General features: G+C 67.9%; 20 protein-coding genes and 1 pseudogene. 8 read left to right on the forward strand and 13 right to left on the reverse strand.

Annotation, left to right across the window (positions count from 1 at the left end; all coding sequences use genetic code 11):
• The 7 genes and pseudogenes from C4S71_RS19855 to pqqA form a co-directional block, all read right to left on the reverse strand.
• A pseudogene (locus tag C4S71_RS19855) lies at window positions 1-182 on the reverse strand (alcohol dehydrogenase catalytic domain-containing protein); the annotation flags it as partial.
• Between the two features lie 149 nt (window positions 183-331).
• Complete coding sequence (locus tag C4S71_RS19860; RefSeq protein WP_103970303.1) at window positions 332-2,797, reverse strand: insulinase family protein; 2,466 nt, start codon at window positions 2,795-2,797, stop codon at window positions 332-334.
• A complete protein-coding gene (gene pqqE / locus C4S71_RS19865) occupies window positions 2,794-3,945 on the reverse strand; it encodes a pyrroloquinoline quinone biosynthesis protein PqqE (protein ID WP_103970304.1) in 1,152 nt (383 codons plus the stop codon). The genes C4S71_RS19860 and pqqE overlap by 4 nt, the downstream gene beginning before the upstream one ends.
• Complete coding sequence (pqqD, locus tag C4S71_RS19870; protein WP_086511534.1) at window positions 3,938-4,222, reverse strand: pyrroloquinoline quinone biosynthesis peptide chaperone PqqD; 285 nt, start codon at window positions 4,220-4,222, stop codon at window positions 3,938-3,940. Before pqqD ends, pqqE begins: the two co-directional genes overlap by 8 nt.
• Complete coding sequence (gene pqqC, locus C4S71_RS19875; protein ID WP_103970305.1) at window positions 4,222-5,010, reverse strand: pyrroloquinoline-quinone synthase PqqC; 789 nt, start codon at window positions 5,008-5,010, stop codon at window positions 4,222-4,224. Before pqqC ends, pqqD begins: the two co-directional genes overlap by 1 nt.
• Before the next feature lie 70 nt (window positions 5,011-5,080).
• A complete protein-coding gene (pqqB, locus tag C4S71_RS19880) occupies window positions 5,081-6,007 on the reverse strand; it encodes a pyrroloquinoline quinone biosynthesis protein PqqB (RefSeq protein WP_103970306.1) in 927 nt (308 codons plus the stop codon).
• 92 nt (window positions 6,008-6,099) lie between these two features.
• Window positions 6,100-6,171, reverse strand: coding sequence for a pyrroloquinoline quinone precursor peptide PqqA (gene pqqA / locus C4S71_RS19885; protein ID WP_081786101.1), 72 nt, complete (start codon window positions 6,169-6,171; stop codon window positions 6,100-6,102).
• Between the two features lie 354 nt (window positions 6,172-6,525).
• Here pqqA and C4S71_RS19890 point away from each other — a divergent pair, with 354 nt between their 5' ends.
• From C4S71_RS19890 to C4S71_RS19925, 8 genes are all read left to right on the forward strand, one after another.
• Window positions 6,526-8,349, forward strand: a complete 1,824-nt coding sequence (locus C4S71_RS19890; RefSeq protein WP_086511538.1) for a methanol/ethanol family PQQ-dependent dehydrogenase — start codon at window positions 6,526-6,528, stop codon at window positions 8,347-8,349.
• Between the two features lie 112 nt (window positions 8,350-8,461).
• A complete protein-coding gene (locus tag C4S71_RS19895; protein ID WP_160113418.1) occupies window positions 8,462-8,956 on the forward strand; it encodes a c-type cytochrome in 495 nt (164 codons plus the stop codon).
• A gap of 42 nt (window positions 8,957-8,998) precedes the next feature.
• Window positions 8,999-9,841 carry a quinoprotein dehydrogenase-associated putative ABC transporter substrate-binding protein gene (locus C4S71_RS19900; protein WP_086511540.1) on the forward strand — a complete coding sequence of 281 codons (843 nt, stop codon included), beginning with the start codon at window positions 8,999-9,001 and terminating at the stop codon, window positions 9,839-9,841.
• Window positions 9,838-10,491: a hypothetical protein gene (locus tag C4S71_RS19905; RefSeq protein WP_086511541.1), complete on the forward strand. Its 654-nt coding sequence runs from the start codon at window positions 9,838-9,840 to the stop codon at window positions 10,489-10,491. The genes C4S71_RS19900 and C4S71_RS19905 overlap by 4 nt, the downstream gene beginning before the upstream one ends.
• Window positions 10,492-10,553: 62 nt before the next feature.
• A complete protein-coding gene (locus C4S71_RS19910; RefSeq protein ID WP_086511542.1) occupies window positions 10,554-11,765 on the forward strand; it encodes an ABC transporter substrate-binding protein in 1,212 nt (403 codons plus the stop codon).
• A complete protein-coding gene (locus tag C4S71_RS19915) occupies window positions 11,753-12,745 on the forward strand; it encodes a PQQ-dependent catabolism-associated beta-propeller protein (RefSeq protein WP_086511543.1) in 993 nt (330 codons plus the stop codon). Before C4S71_RS19910 ends, C4S71_RS19915 begins: the two co-directional genes overlap by 13 nt.
• Entirely contained in the window at window positions 12,742-13,506 is a 765-nt protein-coding gene (locus C4S71_RS19920; RefSeq protein WP_235014661.1) for an ABC transporter ATP-binding protein, read from the forward strand. The genes C4S71_RS19915 and C4S71_RS19920 overlap by 4 nt, the downstream gene beginning before the upstream one ends.
• Entirely contained in the window at window positions 13,497-14,297 is an 801-nt protein-coding gene (locus tag C4S71_RS19925; RefSeq protein ID WP_103970308.1) for an ABC transporter permease, read from the forward strand. The genes C4S71_RS19920 and C4S71_RS19925 overlap by 10 nt, the downstream gene beginning before the upstream one ends.
• A gap of 39 nt (window positions 14,298-14,336) precedes the next feature.
• Here the strand turns inward: C4S71_RS19925 and C4S71_RS19930 are convergent, their stop codons facing one another.
• The 6 genes from C4S71_RS19930 to C4S71_RS19955 all read right to left on the reverse strand — a co-directional run bounded on the left by C4S71_RS19930 (window position 14,337) and on the right by C4S71_RS19955 (window position 17,882).
• Window positions 14,337-14,762, reverse strand: a complete 426-nt coding sequence (locus tag C4S71_RS19930) for a c-type cytochrome (protein WP_103970309.1) — start codon at window positions 14,760-14,762, stop codon at window positions 14,337-14,339.
• Window positions 14,762-15,124, reverse strand: coding sequence for a hypothetical protein (locus C4S71_RS19935; RefSeq protein WP_010627646.1), 363 nt, complete (start codon window positions 15,122-15,124; stop codon window positions 14,762-14,764). Before C4S71_RS19935 ends, C4S71_RS19930 begins: the two co-directional genes overlap by 1 nt.
• Before the next feature lie 253 nt (window positions 15,125-15,377).
• On the reverse strand, window positions 15,378-15,767 hold the full coding sequence (locus C4S71_RS19940; protein ID WP_103970310.1) for a hypothetical protein: 390 nt from the start codon (window positions 15,765-15,767) through the stop codon (window positions 15,378-15,380).
• A 92-nt stretch (window positions 15,768-15,859) separates the two neighbouring features.
• On the reverse strand, window positions 15,860-16,171 hold the full coding sequence (locus C4S71_RS19945; RefSeq protein WP_103970311.1) for an AzlD family protein: 312 nt from the start codon (window positions 16,169-16,171) through the stop codon (window positions 15,860-15,862).
• Window positions 16,168-16,890 (reverse strand): AzlC family ABC transporter permease, encoded by a 723-nt coding sequence (locus tag C4S71_RS19950; protein WP_103970312.1) that lies wholly within the window; start codon window positions 16,888-16,890, stop codon window positions 16,168-16,170. The genes C4S71_RS19945 and C4S71_RS19950 overlap by 4 nt, the downstream gene beginning before the upstream one ends.
• Window positions 16,887-17,882, reverse strand: a complete 996-nt coding sequence (locus tag C4S71_RS19955) for an LLM class flavin-dependent oxidoreductase (RefSeq protein WP_103970313.1) — start codon at window positions 17,880-17,882, stop codon at window positions 16,887-16,889. Before C4S71_RS19955 ends, C4S71_RS19950 begins: the two co-directional genes overlap by 4 nt.
• Window positions 17,883-18,049: the final 167 nt, after the last annotated feature.

Genomic DNA, 18,049 nt, shown 5'->3' on the forward strand with positions numbered 1-18,049 from the left:
CCCAGCACCGAGGGGAACAGCCCTTCGGGGTCGGCGCCGGAGAGGGTGAAGGCGTCGGTGTGGCACACGCTGGTGGCCTTGATCCGTACCAGCACCTCACCGGCCCTGGGATCCTGGACGTCGATCTCGGTGAGTTCGAGGGGTTGGCCCGCGGCCATGGCAACGGCGGCGCGAGATTTCATCGGCAGGTCTCCCTGGTTTGTTGTGATATGGGGCGCTGAGGCGCCCGTCATGGGATGACGCTGATGTCAGTCTAGGTGAGCCGAGGCGAGGCGATTGTGGCGCAGTGGCATAACAGAGTTGCTGGTGGGCAACATTCTCGTAACAAGTGTTACGGGTGGGCTGCGCTCGGGTCATGCAGCCACCAGCGCTGCGCCAGGCGACCCTCGACGATGGCGCGGGCCATTGCCGTGAGTTCGTCGCCATGCAGTGAGGTCAGGGCCTGGCTTTCGGCTTCCCACGGCAGGGGCTGCCAGGCATCCGCCTGTGGCTGGCGGCGCAGCGCCTGCCACAGGCGGCTCAGGGCCTCGGCATGGGTTTCGGGCGGGCCGGCGGCGGCAAGCAGGGCGCGTTTGCGGTTTGCCATCGCCGTTTCGTCGAGGCGCGCCAGCGCTTCGCCCTGGTGGGCCAGGAATTCGCCGATGGCCTGGCGTAACGCGTCCACCCCCGTGCCTGGCGACTGCACCACGTAGCCCAGCCGCGGGTAGCCCGCCGCTTCGCGGTAGCGTACCGCCGCCACGTAGCCGAGCCCACGTTGCTGGCGCATCTCCTGATGAAAGGCGGCATCGTGACACTGGGCCAGCAACTGCAGCAGCCAGCGGCTTTGGGGCGTGTCGTCCGGGCCGGCAATCTCGAGCATCACGGCATGGTCGTCTGCCTGCGCTGTGAGCCAGTGTGTCTCTGCGGTTGCCTCGTGCGCTGTGTCGTCGTTCCGTCGGCGTGCCGCCAGCCGCCGCAGCAGGGTCTCGGCTGCCTGGGTGTCGGTGTCCCCGTACACCCAGGCGAGCGGCTGGCGGCTCTGCTGGCCGGGCGTGCCGGGCGGTGGCAGGGTTTCCAGACGTGCCAGCATACGCTGGGCCAGCAGTCCCTTGGGCGCTTCGTCGCGGGGCCGCGTCACCGTCTCGGGCCAGCATGCGACGGCCAGCTCGACCAGGGCGTCCAGCCGTTCGGCCGGGCCCGTGGCGATCAGCCAGTCGCCGCGAACGTCGCCGTCGCAGCGGAGCTGCAGGCCATTGGCGGCGGCGGCCTGACGCAGCGGCAGGGCATTCTGCCGCCACTGGGCCAGGCGTGCGGTCTGGCGTGCGAGCGAGGCGGACCAGCCCAGGCAGAACCAAGCCGGCGGTGCGCCGGGCAGCTGCAGCGGATCGCCGGCCCAGAGCTGAAATCCCACGCCCTGATTCAGCAGATGTGGGTCGGGTTCATCAGCGCTCGGTCGTAGGGTGCGGGCCGGCAGCGCGGGGGCCGCGCGCCAGGGCAACGGCAGCTCTGCCTCTGACAGCGGCTGCGGGTGCCAGACCGTGCCGGTTTCGGTCAGGCGCTTCCAACTGCCGGGGGCATGGGGAGATTGCCACAGCAGCCGGCACTGCTCGGTGGCGAGCCAGGGCAGCAGGGCTTCCGGCGGCGCTGCCTGGTCATCGCTGCCACGGTCGCTGCTGCTGCCCGAACCGGCCAGACGGCAGGCGCACCGGCGGGGCCAGACATCCAGCTCGACGGCGGCGGGGGGGCGTGTGGCCAACGGCGAGACGAGGGCCCGCTCGAGCGCCGTGCGGCAGGCGGCGAGCAGCGTCTGCACGCTCTCTTCGTCGGGTGCCGGTGCCAGGCGCAGCGCCAGGGCCGCTCCGGTGCCTTGTGGGGTGAGCGTCACGTCGAAACTGTTGAGCTCCACGGCGGCCTGCAGCGTGGCGGCCAGCCGTCCGTCGGCCAGTCGCGCGGCCACGCTGGAGAGCCAGTCGCTGTGGCTGGCATCGAGCTCGCCGGGCAGTGGCCAGAACAGCTCCAGCGCCGACGTGCCGGGCGTGGCCTGGGGCGAATGCCAGGCCACGCCGCCAGGCTCGCCCCAGCGCCAGGTGCGATGAAGCGGTGAGGGGTCGCCTATGGGTAGCGCCGCGCCGTGGCGCGCGAGCAGCTCGAGCTGTGCTGCGAGCGGCAGCGGCCCCAGCATGGCCAGCGCCATGCGGCCGCTGCGGTAGTGACGAGCGTGAAAGTCGCTGAGCCGGGAGACCAGGTGAGCCGCATCGTCGCCCAGGCTCTTGTGGTTGCCGGCGTGGCAGAGCCGGGCGGGGTGGCCTTCACGACAGAGCCGGCCGAGTGCCGCCAACCGGTGCAGGTCGGGGTCTGCCAGCCGGGCGCGGAACTCGGCGTCGAGTACCTCTACCTCCCGGGCGATGGGTTCGGGAACCAGCCGGGGCCGGGCCAGCATGTCCACCAGTCGGGCGAGGCCCTCATCGGTCTCGTCCGGCGGCAGGTGCAGGTGTACGTCGGTAACGGTGTCGTCGGTACGCGCATTGTAGCGCCCGCTCCGCTCGCCGACCCAGCGCGCCAGCTCGCCTGCCTCGGGATAGCGGGTAGAACCCAGGAACAGGGCATGCTCGAGCAGGTGGGCCAGGCCGCGGCAGTCGTCGGGCTCGTCCAGGTAGCCCACCCCCACCGCGCCGACCAGGCGCTGCAGGCGCGCGCTGGGCACTTCCGCCGCAGCGATCCACAGCCCGCTTGGCAGTTGTACCTCCTGCAAGCGGCTGCCCGGCGGCAGCCCCGCGCGGCGGGCCGCGTCGTCGTCGAGAGGGGGCGGGGCGTTCATTGGCGGCAGAACACTCGCGACTCATGCACGTTGCGCAGGGTCAGCGCCTCGATGGCGCGGGTGGCTGTGTCGGCCTCGCGGCGGGCGGCTTCGATCAAATGATGATCCGGCGACAGCGAGCAGACCGGGTCGGTGGCCGCGGCATCGCCGGTGAGCAGGTAGGCCTGGCAGCGGCAGCCGCCGACGTCCTTGTGGCGCTCGTCACAGCTGCGACAGGGCTCCTGCATCCAGGCATCGCCGCGGTAGCGGTTGAACGGCTCGCTGTCGTACCAGATCTCCCTGAGACCCTGGTCGCGCACGTTGGGAAACGTCATCGGCAGCATGCGCGCGCTGTGACAGGGCAGCACCGCGCCGTCCGGGGCCACGGTCATGAAGATCGAGCCCCAGCCGCCCATGCACGCCTTGGGGCGCTCGCCGTAGTAGTCGGGCACCACGAACAGCAGGCGCATGTCACGACCGCGCTCGGCCAGACGCTCGCGCCAGCGCGCGGTGGTGGCCTCGGCGGCCTCGAGCTGGGCGCGGCTCGGCAGCAGGCCCTCGCGGTTGAGGTGGGCCCAGCCGTACATCTGGCAGTTGGCCAGCTCCACCGCGTCGGCACCCAGCTCGTCGCACAGGGCGATGATCTCGTCGATGCGGTCGATGTTGTGCCGGTGCAGCACCACGTTGAGCACCATGGGGTAGCCGGCGGCCTTGACCGCCCGCGCCATGGCCAGCTTCTTGGCATGGGCCTTGGGCGAGCCGGCCACGGCTGCCGCCACGTCCGGGTCGGCGGCCTGCAGGCTGATCTGGATATGGTCGAGCCCGGCCTCGCGCAGCGCCTCGATGCGCGCCTCGTCGAGACCGAGCCCGGAGGTGATCAGGTTGGTATAGAAGCCGAGCCGGCGTGCCTCGGCCACCAGCTCTTCCAGGTCGCGACGCACCAGCGGTTCGCCGCCGGAAAACCCCATCTGCACCGCGCCCATGGCGCGGGCCTGGCGCAGCACCTCGATCCACTCCGCAGTGGTGAGCTCCTCCTGCACCGCGGCGAAGTCCAGCGGGTTGGAGCAGTAGGCGCACTGCAGCGGGCAGCGGTAGGTGAGCTCGGCGAGCAGCCACAGCGGCGCGCCGGTGGCGCCGTTGACGGCGGCGGTATCGGTTCGATCAGTCATGCTGGATCCACCCTTGTCGGGCGGCATCGAGCAGGAACTCGTGTACGTCCTGTTCGATCGCCGCGGCGGGGGCATCGGGGAACTGCGCCTGCAGGTTGGCCACCAGGCTGGCCACGTCGCGCTGGCCGTCGAGCTGATTCAGGATGGCACCGGCGCTGTCGTTGAGCTGCACCATGCCTTCGGGATAGAGCAGCACGTGGCGGCCCTGGGCCTGTTCCCACTGCAGGCGCCAGCCGGGGCGCAGACGATAAACGGTGGCGGAGTCGATCGTGGCCATCACAGCCCCCTGTGGTAGACGCGTCGGTCGGTGACCGAGTGGTAGGGCGGCCGCTCGAGCTGGTAGGCCAGGGTCATGGCGTCGAGCATCGACCACAGCACGTCGAGCTTGAACTGCAGGATCTCCAGCGCGCGCTGCTGGGCAGCGGCGGTGGTGCACACGGCCAGCGCCACCTCCAGGCCGTGGTCGACGTCGCGGCGGGCCTCCTTCAAGCGCTTGCGGAAGTAGCCGTAGCCGGCCTCGTCGATCCAGGGATAGTGGGTCGGCCAGGTGTCGAGCCGGCTCTGGTGTGCCTGAGGGGCGAACAGCTCGGTGAGCGAGGAGATCGCCGCTTCCTGCCAGCTCGCCCGACGCACGAAGTTGACGTAGGCATCCACCGCGAAGCGCACGCCGGGCAGCACGTGTTCCTGAGTCCAGAGCTCGTCGCGGGAGAGGCCCACCGCCTCGCCGAGGGTCAGCCAGGCCTCGATGCCGCCGCCGTCGTCGTCATGGCCGTCGTGATCGAGCAGGCGCTGGATCCAGCGGCGGCGGGTGGCGGCGTCGGGACAGTTGGCCAGCAGCGCGGCGTCCTTCTGCGGAATCATCACCTGGTAATAGAAGCGATTGGCCACCCAGCCGCGGATCTGTTCCGGCGTGGCGCGGCCCTCGGCCATGTCGACCTGGTAAGGGTGATGGACGTGGTAATAGGCGCCCTTGGCCAGCAGGGCCTCGCGGAACGCCTCGGGGGAAAGCGCCGGAGTGCCGGGTTCCACCGTCGAGGCGGCGAAGGGGGATGCGATCGAATGCATGGAGCGCTTCCTTCTGCCAGTCAGACGTGCATGTATCGTTATTGTAGTGATGCCGTCGGCGTGTTGCGGTTCATATTGCCAGGCGCATGCCGTCGAAAGCGACTTCAATGCCGGTTTCGCTGAGCGTAGCACGCTCCGGGGAGCGCTCGTCGAGGATCGGGTTGGTGTTGTTGATATGGATCAGCACCCGGCGGGTGGAAGGCGGCAAGCGCCCCAGCTCCTCCAGCAGACCGCCCGGCCCGGCTAGGGCCAGGTGGCCCATGTCAGCGCCGGTCGACTTGCCCACCCCGGCGCGCAGAAGTTCGTCGTCGTGCCACAGAGTGCCGTCGACCAGCACGCAGTCCGCTTGGCTGAGGTAGCCGCGCACTCGCTCGTCGAGCCGACCGAGCCCTGGGGCATAGAACAGCCGCGTGCCGCGGGCCCGGTCTTCCACCATCAGGCCGATGTTGTCGCCCGGGGTCGGTGCGCCGCGGCGTGGCGAATAGGGCGGTGCGTTGCTGTCGAGTGCCACCGCGGTGAAAGACAGGCCCGGACAGGCAGGCACCTCGAAGGTGGCCTCCAGATGCGCTTCATCGATACCGATGGGCCGCCAGTGCAGCCCGCCCCAGTGTTCGAGCATGGTGAACAGCGGAAAGCCGCTGCTCAGGTCCTGCTGCACGTTGGGCGTGCACCACACGTCGAAGGGGCAGCCTTCGCGCAGCGACAGCAGGCCGGTGGTGTGGTCGATCTGGGCATCCATCAACAGCACGCCCGAGATACCGCTGTCGCGGGGTATGCGCCGCGGGTGCAGCTCGGGGTTGGCGGCCAGTTGGGTACGGATGTCGGGCGAGGCGTTGCACAGCAGCCAGCGCTCACCGTCGGCGCTGATGGCAATGGATGACTGGGTACGAGGGGTTGCCTCGATGCTGCCGCTGCGCAGGCCATGGCAGAGCGAACAGTTGCAGTTCCACTGGGGATAGCCACCGCCGGCGGCGGCGCCGAGGACCAGTACGTGCATTCAGGACTCCGTGGCGAAGGTGAACCCGATAAAACGACCGGCTGACGCCCGCGAAGAGCGTCAGCCGGTCGAGTCCGTGCCGAAGGGATGGTTCAGCGATTGGAGATATATAGCGTCACTTCGAAGCCCAGACGCAGGTCGGTATAAGCAGGTTTGGTCCACATAAGAACTCCTCCACATGGGTGGATCGATGGGCATGCCCCATTCAGTAAAGCAGCTAATGGCTGCGCTACCTTGCGACCTAAGTCTAGTAAGGGCAAAGAAGATCCGTCAAAAGCCCTCGAATGAGGAGACATAGGCTCTTGAAACGCCGCGATGGCAGGGGGTTAGCACGGGTAACGCAGGATTGTTGCCCAGAGGCAATAGTCTTTTGATTGCCAGCTAAACCTAAATTAACTGATCTGACCATGCGCTTGCCGAAGTTGTGCTAGACCTGAATCTTGTCAATACCTGAAACACAACTACACAAGATGTGCCGCTTTCCCCAGGCACACCTTCAGTGAGACGGAGACAACGCCATGCTTAGGGAGACCGGTTATGCCGTAACGGCCATTAGCTTGTTGGCTGTGTCGGTGGCGCATGCCAACCAGAATCAACTCGAACTCCAGCAGAACCCGGAATACTGGGCCACTCAGCTGGGCAACTACCAGGGCAACCGCTTCAGCGAACTGGACCAGATCAACCGCGACAACGTGAGCGAGCTGCGCTCGGTGTGGCAGTTCTCCACTGGCGTGCTGCGCGGCCACGAAGGCGGTCCCCTCTATGTCGGCGATGGCCGGCTATATATCCACACCCCCTTCCCCAACAAGGTCTTCGCCCTCGATCTGGAGGACGAAGGACGTGTGGTCTGGAGCTACGAGCCGGATCAGGATTCCCGCGTCATTCCGGTGATGTGCTGCGACACGGTCAACCGTGGCCTGGCCTATGCCGACGGACGCCTGTTCCTCGGTCAGGCCGACAATACGCTGATCGCGCTGGATGCCGAGAGCGGCGAGCTGCTGTGGGACGTCAGCAACGGCGACCATACCGTTGGCGAGACCAACACCATGTCGCCGCTGGTGGTGCATGACATGGTGATCGTCGGTATCAGCGGCGGCGAATACGGTATCCGCGGTCACATGACCGCCTACAACGTCGAGACCGGCGAGATGGTCTGGCGCGGTTACTCCACCGGGCCGGACGACGAAGTGCTGATCGACCCCGAGACCACCCTGATGCTGGGCGAGCCCATCGGTGAGGCCGATCTCGGCGTCTCCACCTGGCCGGAAGATGAGTGGGAGCGCGGCGGCGGGGCGCCCTGGGGCTGGGTCACCTACGATCCCGACCTCGACCTGATCTACTACGGTACCGGCAACCCCGGCACCTGGAACCCCGATCAGCGCGCCGTCGACGGCGAGCCGGCCGACAACAAGTGGGCCATCACCGTGTTTGCCCGCGATCCCAATGACGGCTCGGTCAAGTGGGTGTATCAGAAGGTGCCGTTCGATGAGTGGGACTACGACGGCGTCAACGAGAACCAGCTGATCGACGTGGAATTCGAGGGTGAGGAGCGCAAGGGCCTGGCGATCATCGACCGCACCGGCTTCGGTTTCCTGCTCGACCGTGAAACCGGTGAGCTGCTGGTGGCCGAGAAGTTCGCTCCCGAGACCAACTGGGCCGACAGCTACGACATGGAGACCGGGCGGCCCAACGTCAACGAGGATTACAGCACCTTCCGTCAGGGGGTGAACGTCAACACCACCGACATCTGTCCTACCGCGATGGGCGCCAAGAACATGCAGCCGAGCGCCTACTCGCCGCGTACCGGCCTGATCTATGCCGGGATCAACCGCATCTGCATGAACTACGAGCCCTACGAGACCGAGTACGTGGCCGGCCAGCCCTATGTGGGCGCGACCCTGACCATGATGCCGGCGCCCACCGAGAACGGCCAGATGGAAGGCCGCATGGGCAGCTTCATCGCCTGGGACCCGGTTGCCGGCGAGACCGTGTGGGAAGTCGACGAGCGCTTTGCGGTGTGGAGCGGGGCGCTGGCCACTGCAGGTGACCTGGCCTTCTACGGCACGCTCGAAGGTCACGTGAAGGCGGTGGACATCGAGAACGGTGAGGAGCTGTGGCGCTTCAAGACGCCCTCCGGGATTATCGGCAACGTCAATACCTTCATGCACGAGGGCAAGCAGTACGTGGCCGTGCTCTCCGGGGTCGGCGGCTGGGCCGGTATCGGTCTGGCGGCGGGTCTCGAGGATCCCGAAGAGGGCCTCGGTGCCGTGGGCGTGTTCTCCGCGCTGGGTGACTACACCAAGCTCGGCGGCGTGCTGACGGTCTTCGCTCTGCCCGATTGATCGGACCTGGCCCAGGGCGGGAATGGCCGCTGCCGTTCCCGCCCGTTCTCATTCACTTCGGCAGCGCGGTTGGCGGCACGTGGCCGAAGCGGTTACCAGAAGGATGTGCTGCATGACGGTATTCGCAGGTTCTCGCTATCTTTCCGTACTCCTCCTTGCCCTGGGGCTGGCTTCCACCACCCTCGCCGACGAGCATCGCGTCACCGGCGATGGACCGGGTGCCTTCGTCGTCGAGGATGGCAAGGTGGACCCCAACACTTACGAGGGTTACCTCGTCTACACCCGGGCCTGCATGGCCTGCCATGGACCCGACGGCATGGGCTCCTCGTTCGCCCCCAACCTGATTCGTGCGGCCGAGCGGCGCGGCTGGGAGAACTTCGCCGGCACCATCGCCTCGGGACGCGAGGTGCAGCCCGGCCAGGTGATGCCCTCCTTCGCCGATGACCCCTACGTCATGGGTAACATTCCCAACCTCTTCAGCTACATGCGAGCGCGTGGCGAAGGCGGCCTGGGGCGCGGCCGTCCGCAGATCATCGAGTCGATGCAGGAGCAGGCAGAAGAGAACGGCGACGACGAGGCCGCTGAGGAAGCGAACGCCAAGGAGTGAGCCCGCTCCATTCGCGACATCATTTCCTGAAGCGGAGGATGCATGAGAGCAGCCTGTCGTAGCATGTTGCAGGTATTGGCCGTGGCTCTGGGGCTGACCGCCGTCGCGGCAGCCGTCGCCAATCCCCCCGAACGCCAGGAGCGCGAGGCCCTGCGGGTCTGCGCCGATGGCAACAATCTGCCCTTCAGCAACCAGGCCGGCGAAGGGTTCGAGAACCGTATCGCCGAGCTGATGGCCGAGGATCTCGGTGTGCCGCTGACCTACGTCTGGGCGCCCCAGGTCATGGGCTTCGTGCGCAACACCCTGGAGCTGCGCGTATGCGACGTGATGATCGGCGTCGTGGCGGGCTATGACTTCGTGCAGAACACCAACCCCTACTACCGTTCGGTCTATGCGCTGGTGGTACGTGAAGACTCCGAGCTCGACGCCGCCCGACTGAGCGATCCGGTCTTTGCCGGGCGTCGCATCGGCGTGGTGGCCGAGACCCCGCCGCTGGTGCCGCTGCGGCGAACCGGCGCGCGCGTTCAGGGCTACCCGCTGATGGTCGATACCCGCGTACGTGCCCCGGTGCGCGATGCCATTGCCGACGTCGCCGAAGGCGTGACCGATGGGGCGGTGTTGTGGGGGCCGCTGGCAGGCTACTACGCGGCGCGCCAGGACCCGCCGCTCAAGGTCGTGCCGCTGGTCGACGACGACTCCGATGCCACCCTCGACTACCGCATCACCATGGGCGTGCGCCGCGGCGAGCCCCACTGGAAGGACTGGATCAACGACTTCATCGAGCGCCGCCAGGGGGAGATCGACGCCATCCTGCGCGAGTATGACGTGCCGCTGCTCGACCGCCGCGGCCGGCTGCTGGATACGGATGAAGGAGATGGGGCATGAGCCGTGTACGACCATTCGCCCCCCTGCTGCTGGGAGTCGGTTTCACGCTGGCGCTGTTCGCTGCGACCGAGACCGAGGCCCAGCGCGCTGCGGCGGGACCTCCCGACTGGCCCTGCGTGCAGCGGCTCATCCCCGAACTGGCCTGGGGCACCATCTGGACCGGGCCCTCGCCGGAGGAGCTGGAGCAGGCCTGGTGGGAGGACGAGGAGGTCGGCCGGGTGGCGCGCTTTGCCACCTCGCGTGCGACGTCGGAAGAGCAGGCCCAGGCGCGGGTGCGCGAGTTCGTCGGGTCGCTGACCGAAGAGCAGGACGAGGCGGAAGTCGAACGGCGCCTGACCCTGCTCTTCGCCGGGCTGTTCGAGCTCACCAATCGCGAGCGGCGGCGCACCATCGAAGGGATTCGCAGCGCCTCCCGCGCCCAGCTGGCACGCCTGGCAACCATCTCGGCCATGGTCGACGAACTCGAGGAACGGCGCGCCGAGGAGAGCGCCGACGCCGCCGAGCTCGAGCGACTCTCCGAGGCGCTGTTCTGGGAGCAGCGCACTTTTCAGCAGCGTCAGCAGGCGCTGCCGGCCATGTGCGAGCAGCCCTATCTGCTCGAGGAGAAGCTGTCGCGCATGGTGCGCACGATCATGGCGCGGATGCCATGAAGCATCGGCTAGAGCAGCATGACAACGACAACAGCGGCAGTGCGGCTGCCTGAGGAGTCTTTATGAGTACGCTACCGCGAGCCTTTCGCTGGCTGGCGCTGGGAGGGCTGGCGCTGGGCCTGGGGTGGTCGCCCCTGGTGCCGGCCGATACGCCGGCGTCCATCGTCGTGGGGTATCTGGGTATGGAGCGCCCCGACGACCAGGAGCCGCTCTCGGTGCTCGATCCCGTGATCGACGACGAAGGGCTGCAGGGCGCTCGTCTGGGCCTCAACGACAACAACGCCACGGCCCAGTTTCTGGGTCAGGAGTTCGTGCTGCACGAAGCGGTGGTGGCTCAGGGCGGCGACGTCGGCGAGGCGCTGGAGAGCCTGGTCGAGCAGGGCGTCGAGTGGATCGTCAGTGGCCTGCCCGCCGCGGCGCTCAATGAGGTGATGGCGCACCCCGCCCGCGGTGACCGGGTGGTGTTCAACGCCTGGGCGCCGGACGACGAGCTGCGCGGCGAAGCGTGCCACCCGGAGCTCTATCACACCACGCCGAGCCGGCGCATGCTGGCCGACGCCCTGGCCCAGTTCCTTGGCTTCAAGCAGTGGGACCGCTGGGCGCTGGTCTACGGCAACACCGACGAGGATCGCATCCTGGCCGACGTGCTGCGCGCCTCGGCCGAGCGCTACGGCCATCGCGTCGTGGGCGACAGAATGTGGCCTCACGACCCCATGGCACGCCGCGCCGAGGGCGGTTTCCACGCCATCCAGCGCGAGATCCCGGTGTTCCTGCAGGACCTGCCCGAGCACGACGTGCTGGTGATCGCCGACGAGACCGACTACTTCGGCGAATACTTCCCCTTCCAGACCTGGGCGCCGCGCCCGGTGGTCGGCACCCAGGGGCTGATGGCCACGCCCTGGCATCGGGCTCACGAGTCGTGGGGCGCGGTGCAGCTGCAGCGCCGCTTCGAGAAGCTCGCCGACCGCTGGATGACGCCGCGGGACTTCGGCGCCTGGCTGGCGCTGCGCTCGCTGGGCGAGGCGGCGGCCCGCACCGGCTCCGTCGAGCGCGACGCCGTGCTCGACTACATGCTCAGCGATGAGTTCGAGCTCGCCGGCTACCTGGGCTTCCCGGTCAGCTATCGCACCTGGAACCACCAGCTACGCCAGCCCATCCTGATCACCGGACCGCGCATGGTGGCCTCGGTGTCGCCACAGGAGGGCTACCTGCATCCACGCACGCCGCTCGATGCACTCGGCGCCGACGAGGGGGAATCACAATGCCGCTTCTGAACCGCATGATCTCGCCCGGCCTGCTCGGGCTGGCGCTGGGGGCGCTGACGCTGCTGCCCGCCAGTGCTCTGGCGGAGCGAATCTTCGTCTCCAACGAGAAGGACAACACCATCTCGGTCATCGACGGGGCGAGCCTCGAGGTGGTGGAGACCATCAGCGTGGGGCGGCGGCCGCGGTCGATGGCCTTCAGCAGCGACGGCAGCGAGCTGTTCGTGGCGGTGGGCGACGACGAGGCCATCGACATGATCGACCTGGAGACGCTGCAGGTGGTGCGCAGCCAAGCCTCGGGCGACGACCCGGAGGTGATCCGTGTCGACCCCAACCGGCCCTACATCTATGTCTCCAACGAGGACGACAACATCGTCTCGGTGCTTGACTACGAGCGGCGCACGCTGGTCACCGAGATCCCTGTAGGGGTCGAGCCGGAAGGGCTCGGCATCAGCCCCGACGGGCGCTGGCTGGTCTCCACCACCGAAACCTCCAACATGGCCCACATCATCGACACCGAGACCATGGAAGCGGTGCATCACCGCCTGGTGGGCGCCCGCCCGCGCCACGCCGAGTTCACCCACGACGGCCGTGAGGCCTGGGTCTCGGCGGAGATCGCCGGCACCGTGTCGATCCTCGACATGGAAGAGACCTTCGACGTCAAGCACGTGATCCGCTTCGAGGTGCCCGGCGTGCCCCAGGAAACCGTGCAGGCGGTGGGCATAGCGCTGACTTCCGACGGTCGCTACGGCTTCGTCGCCCTGGGGCCCTCCAACCGGGTGGCGGTGGTCGACCAGCAGACCTACGAAGTACTCGACTACATCCTGGTTGGCCAGCGGGTCTGGCATCTGGCGCTCAACGGCGACGAAAGCCGGCTCTACACCACCAACGGGGTCAGCGGCGACGTCACCATGATCGAGGTGGATAGCCTGCGGGCCGTCAAGTCGATACCGGTGGGGCGCTTCCCCTGGGGCGTGATCGTCGAGCCGTGAGCGAGGCTAACGACGCAGCCGCACTGGCGCTGGAGGTGAGCGGGCTGAGCTTCGCCTATGCCGGCAGGCCGGCGCTGGACGACGTCTCCCTGGCCGTGAAGGCCGGGGAGTTCGTCGTGCTGCTCGGACCCAACGGCGCCGGCAAGACCACGCTGTTCTCGCTGATCACCCGACTGCACGATCGCCGCCGTGGCGAGATCCGCATCGGCGGCTTCGACGTGCGCCGCCAGGCGGTGCAGGCCCACGCCCGCATCGGCGCGGTGTTCCAGCAGCCGACCCTGGACCTCGATCTCAGCGTAATGCAGAACCTGGCCTACCACGGCGCCCTGCACGGCATGTCGAGCGGGGAAGCGAAGCGGCGCGCGCTGGTTCAGCTCGAGCGGGTGGGGCTGGCCGATCAGCGCCGCACACGGGTACGTCGTCTCTCCGGAGGCCAGCGACGGCGAGTGGAGATCGCCCGGGGCCTGATGCACGAGCCGCGCCTGCTACTGCTCGACGAACCCACCGTGGGGCTCGACATCGCTTCGCGCCGCGACCTGGTCGAGCATGCCCACCGGCTGTGCGCCGAGGCGGGCGTGGCGGTGCTGTGGGCCACGCACCTGATCGACGAGGTGCGCCCCGGCGATCGGGTCGCGGTGCTGCACCGCGGGCGGCTGCTGGCCGACGAGCACGGCGAGAGGCTGACCGCCCGGCTCGGCGTCGCGACCCTGGGCGAGGCCTTCGACCGGCTCGTCGGGGACAAGGAGACCGCATGCGAGTGATGCCCTGGCTGCACTGTCTGCGCGGCGTGGTGGGCCGTGAGCTGCTGCGCTTCCTGCACCAGCGCAGCCGCTTTCTCGCCGCGCTGGTGCGCCCCCTGGTGTGGCTGTTCGTGTTCGCCGCCGGCTTTCGCATGGCGCTGGGGGTGGCCATGACCGAGCCCTACCAGACCTACATCCTCTACGAGGTCTACATCGTGCCGGGGCTGGTGGGCATGATTCAGCTGTTCAACGGCATGCAGAGCTCGCTCTCCATGGTCTACGACCGCGAGATGGGCAGCATGCGGGTGCTGCTGGTCAGCCCCTTCCCGCGCTGGTACCTGCTGGTGTGCAAGCTGCTGGCCAGCACCCTGGTGTCGGTGGTGCAGGTCTACGTCTTCCTGGCCATCGCCTGGGCCTACGGCATCCAGGCGCCGGCGATGGGCTATCTCTACCTGCTGCCGGCGCTGCTGGTCACCGGTTTTATGGTCGGCGCGCTGGGGCTGCTGCTTTCGTCATTCATCCGCCAGTTGGAGAACTTCGCCGGGGTGATGAACTTCGTCATCTTCCCGATGTTCTTCCTTTCCTCGGCGCTCTACCCGCTGTGGCGCATCCGCGAGGGCAGCTATCTGGTCTATCAGATCGCTGCGCTCAATCCCTTCACCCACACCGTGGAGATGATCCGCTTCGCCATGTACGAGCGCTTCAACGCCGAGGCGGTGGCGATCAGCGTGGCGGTGGCGGCGGTGCTGCTGGTGCTGGCGATCGTGGGTTATAACCCGTCCCGCGGCATGATGGCGCGCAAGGGAAGCTGAAGTTGCAGCGCTTGCGAAGGGCGCAGTGGCGGCTGAACGTCAGGGAGTGCCCTGGCTCTCCTGGTCCTGGCTTTCCAGGCTGCGGTACTCCAGATAGTCGATGATGCGCTGGCGGGTGCGCGGGTCGAGCTCCCACAGCACCATGCGATTGCCGGGCAGGAAGGTGGCGGGCCCGGCCAGGAAGGCGTCGAGGGTATCGCGATCCCATACCAGCTCGGCCTGCTCGAAGGCCGAGGAGTAGTCGAACTCCTCGATGCTGCCCGCCGGACGCCCGAACACGTCGTGCAGACTGGGGCCGGCCAGATGGCGACCGGGCTCGATGCTGTGGCAGCCGACGCACTGGGCGCGGAACAGTCGTTCGCCTTCGGCGTGGGCGTCAGCCAGGGCCGCCAGCGGAACGGTCGCGAGCGTGGCAAGCGCCAGACCGAGGGCATGGCGGGCGCTGGCGAAGCGGGGGCGGAACATCAGAAGCAGCGCAGGTTGGCGTCGGCCTGGGCCTGATGCAGGGCCTGCACCTGGTCCTGCATGCCCCGCTCGGTGCGGAACAGCACACCCAGCTCGCCGCGCTGGTCCTGCATGCCCAGCACCGTCTCGACCTGCTCGTAGGTTTCGTAGGGCAGATGCTCGGCGATCACGTCGATGCTGCAGGAGCACTTCTGCATGGTCAGGTAGCTGTTGCCGTTGGCCGCCATGCAGGCCAGCACGTAATCGACACGCGCTTCGGTGGGGTAGTCGTTGGCCAGGCCGGGCACGGCGAAGGCTATGAGCAGGCAGGCCAAAAGCGAGGGGCGCAGCAGGCGTGCCGCCGTGGTCCGAAGTCGAGGCATTGTTGTTGTCCTCCGGAAGGTGATGGCGCTTTGAGTCATCGCAGCGTATGGCTTCAAGGTATGGCAGTCGGCAGCGTTTTTCCACCGCGAGCAAGGACCTATCGCGCCAATGAAGAAAGCCTATGAGCCGTTGACGGACGGCACCGGTAATCTGCACAGGTCGGCTCAGGCCGATTGCCTGCATTCCCTGCATGGCATTTTCGGCCCGCCGCCCGGCGGGCTTTTTCGTGGACGAGCGGCTCCAGGGAGCCGATCAGCTCTTGTGCTTCTCGTCGCGCACCTCGTAATCCCCTTCCAGCAGTTCCGGCTCGCTACTGCGATAGTGGGCTTCGCCAGAGTAGGTCTCACGAGTGTGGGTCTCGCGATAGTGGTAGCCGCCGCCGGCATCCTTGGCCTGCTCGGCGCGGAGCTGTTCAAGGCGTTTCTTCATGCGGTAGCGCACGATCGGCAGCATGGCCCAGCCGAGCAGCAGAAAGAACAGGCCGAGCACGGTGCCGACGATCAGCAGCACGCCGAACAGCAACCAGGTCAGGATCAGCTTGAGTCCGCTCAAGGGACCACGGTGCGGCTGGCTGGCCCGGGTGCGCCACTGCTGGGCGGCCTGCCAGGCGGCGTTGCGGCGTAGGTCGTTGGGATCGAACATGATCGTCTCCGGGCGGAGCGGCTCCGCCTCACGGGGGTGGTCGGTATTTGTTGGAGACCGCGATGCGGCAAACGTTCCAGGGCCTCAGGCTATCACAGCCATAGCCGCCACAGGGCGGCGGTGACGATACCGGCAGCGATTGCCGCCAGGGCCTTCTGCGTTGTCAGCATCACACCGAGCGTGGCGACCAGCGCCAGGCGGGCGCCCCAGTCGCCCTGTACCGCCATGGGGGTGATCACCGCCACCAGCACCGAGCCTGCCATGGCGTTGATGAAGCGCTCCACCTTGGGGCCGATGGGCACCCGCGACATCACGAACACGCCGCCGGCGCGGGTCAGGTAGGTGACCAGCGCCATGATCGCGATCGCGGCCAGTGCCCCCATGGCCGTGGATGGCAGGCTCATGCGATCGCCTCCTGTGTCGGCCTGGCCGGCAGCAGCAGGCCGGCTAACCCGCCGGCCAGGGCGCCGACGATCACGTGGGAGTGTGGCGGCAGCCAGGCCATGGCGGCCAAGGCAGCCAGGGCGGCAGCACCCCAGGGCACGAGCATGGAGAGGTCGCGGCGCCCGCCCAGCAGCATGGCGAAGAGGAAGCAGCCCATGATCACGTCGAGACCGAAGCGCTCGGGCTCGGCGATGCCGCTACCGAAGATCACGCCGAGCAGCGTTCCTGCCAGCCAGGTCAGCCACAGGGCGATGCCGCCACCCACCAGCATGCCGACATTGGTCTCGCCGCGCTGACGGTCCGCCACCGCCATGGCCCAGTTGGAGTCGCTCATCACTACCAGGCTGGCGTAGCGCTGAGCCGGGGGCAGGTGGGCCAGCCAGGGCTGGATGGCGGCCCCCATCAGTAGATGGCGGGCATTGATGGCAAAGGTGGTGGCGATCAACGGCAGCAGCGGGATCTCCGGCCCCCACAGCTCCAGGGCGGCGAACTGCGAGGCGCCGGCGAACACCAGAGCGCTCATCAGCATGGCTTCGAGCCCCGACAGGCCGCGTGAGAGGGCGGCCACACCGAAGGCCAGGCCGAAGATCACCACGAACAGCGACAGCGGCGCCATGCGCCGGATGCCGACGAGAATGCCGGCGAGATCGAGTCGGGCGCCGGGGGCGGGGGTGTTCATGTCCGCCACACCTCGGCGACGATCTCGTAGCTGCGCAGCCGGTCCGCGCTGGCGTAGGTATCGGTATTGAGCATCAGCTCGTCGGCGCCGGTCTGCTCGAGAAAACGCTCGAGGCCCGCCCGTACGGTCTCGGGGCCGCCGATCACCGCCGCGCCCAGGAACTGCTCGACCTGGACCCGTTCCATGGGCGTCCAGTCGAGGCTCTCGACCGGCGGCAGCGCGCGGGTGCGTTTGCCCCGCACCATGCCGAGAAACTTCTGGCGGGCGGTGGAGGCGAGGAACTCGGCGCGCTCGTCGCTCTCGGCAGCGATCACCGGCAGGCCGACCATGGCGTAGGGCCGTTCGAGCAGGGCCGAGGGGCGGAAGTTTTCGCGATAGAGGCGCAGGGCCTCGTGCAGGTAGCCCGGGGCGAACTGGGCGGCGAAGGCGAACGGCAACCCCTCACGAGCGGCGAGCTGGGCACTGTAGCCGCTGGAGCCGAGCAGCCAGAGCGGCACTCGGGTGCCCTGGCCGGGCACCGCGCGCACCCGCTGGCCGGGACGTTCGTCGTCGAGAAAGCCCTGCAGCTCGGCGAGCAGCTCGGGAAAGTTCTCGGCCCCGGCATAGGGGTCGCGGCGCAGCGCCGCCATGGTGGCGGCATCGGAGCCCGGCGCGCGGCCCAGGCCCAGGTCGATGCGCCCCGGGTAGAGGGTCTCGAGGGTGCCGAACTGCTCGGCGATCACCAGCGGCGCATGGTTGGGCAGCATGATGCCGCCGCTGCCCACGCGGATGCGTGAGGTGGCCCCGGCGATGTGGCCGATCAGCACCGCGGTGGCGGCACTGGCGATGCCGTCGAGGCTGTGATGCTCGGCCAGCCAGTAGCGGGTGAAACCGAGCCGCTCGGTCAACTGGGCCAGGGCGACGCTTTCGGCGAAGCTGTCGGCGATGGTGCCGCCCTGGCGGATGGGCGCCAGGTCGAGCACGGACAGGGGCGTCCGGGAGAGTCGGGACATGTTCGGTACTCGAAAAAATGTTTAGCCTGCTTGGTTTTCCTAGAATCCTCCTGTCGACGCTTTGATGCAATGCCCAAACGTCGCAAGTGAGGCAGGCCGATGGCGGATTGTGTGCCGTTGCGGTCGGACTGCTAGCATGAAAACCCCAAGGACGAATAAGGAAATTC

It is taken from the genome of Billgrantia desiderata (assembly GCF_900108215.1).
Lineage (GTDB): Bacteria > Pseudomonadota > Gammaproteobacteria > Pseudomonadales > Halomonadaceae > Halomonas > Halomonas desiderata.